Origin of the sequence: Luteimonas salinilitoris, assembly GCF_041300785.1 — a bacterium.
GTDB lineage: Bacteria > Pseudomonadota > Gammaproteobacteria > Xanthomonadales > Xanthomonadaceae > Luteimonas > Luteimonas salinilitoris.
The window spans coordinates 1-409 of the sequence record NZ_JBFWIB010000061.1; the positions used below are offsets into that span (position 1 = coordinate 1).

1 pseudogene is annotated in these 409 nt (G+C 65.8%); it reads left to right on the forward strand.

Annotated elements, in window-relative coordinates:
• Positions 1 to 409 (forward strand): annotated as a pseudogene (gene groEL / locus AB5T46_RS20440) (chaperonin GroEL); the annotation flags it as partial.

The following is a 409-nucleotide window of genomic DNA, read 5'->3' on the forward strand; positions in this document are numbered from 1 at the left end:
CGTCGAGGAAGGTTCGGGCCTGGACAACGAGCTGGACGTGGTCGAGGGCATGCAGTTCGACCGCGGCTACCTGTCGCCTTACTTCATCAACAACCAGCAGTCGATGTCGGCCGAGCTGGAGGATCCGTTCATCCTGCTGCACGACAAGAAGATCTCCAACGTGCGCGACCTGCTGCCGATCCTCGAGGGCGTGGCCAAGGCCGGCAAGCCGCTGCTGATCGTCGCCGAGGAAGTCGAGGGCGAGGCCCTGGCGACCCTGGTGGTCAACACCATCCGCGGCATCGTCAAGGTCTGCGCCGTCAAGGCCCCGGGCTTCGGCGACCGCCGCAAGGCGATGCTGGAAGACATGGCCGTGCTGACCGGCGGCACCGTGATCTCCGAGGAAGTCGGCCTGCAGCTGGAGAAGGCC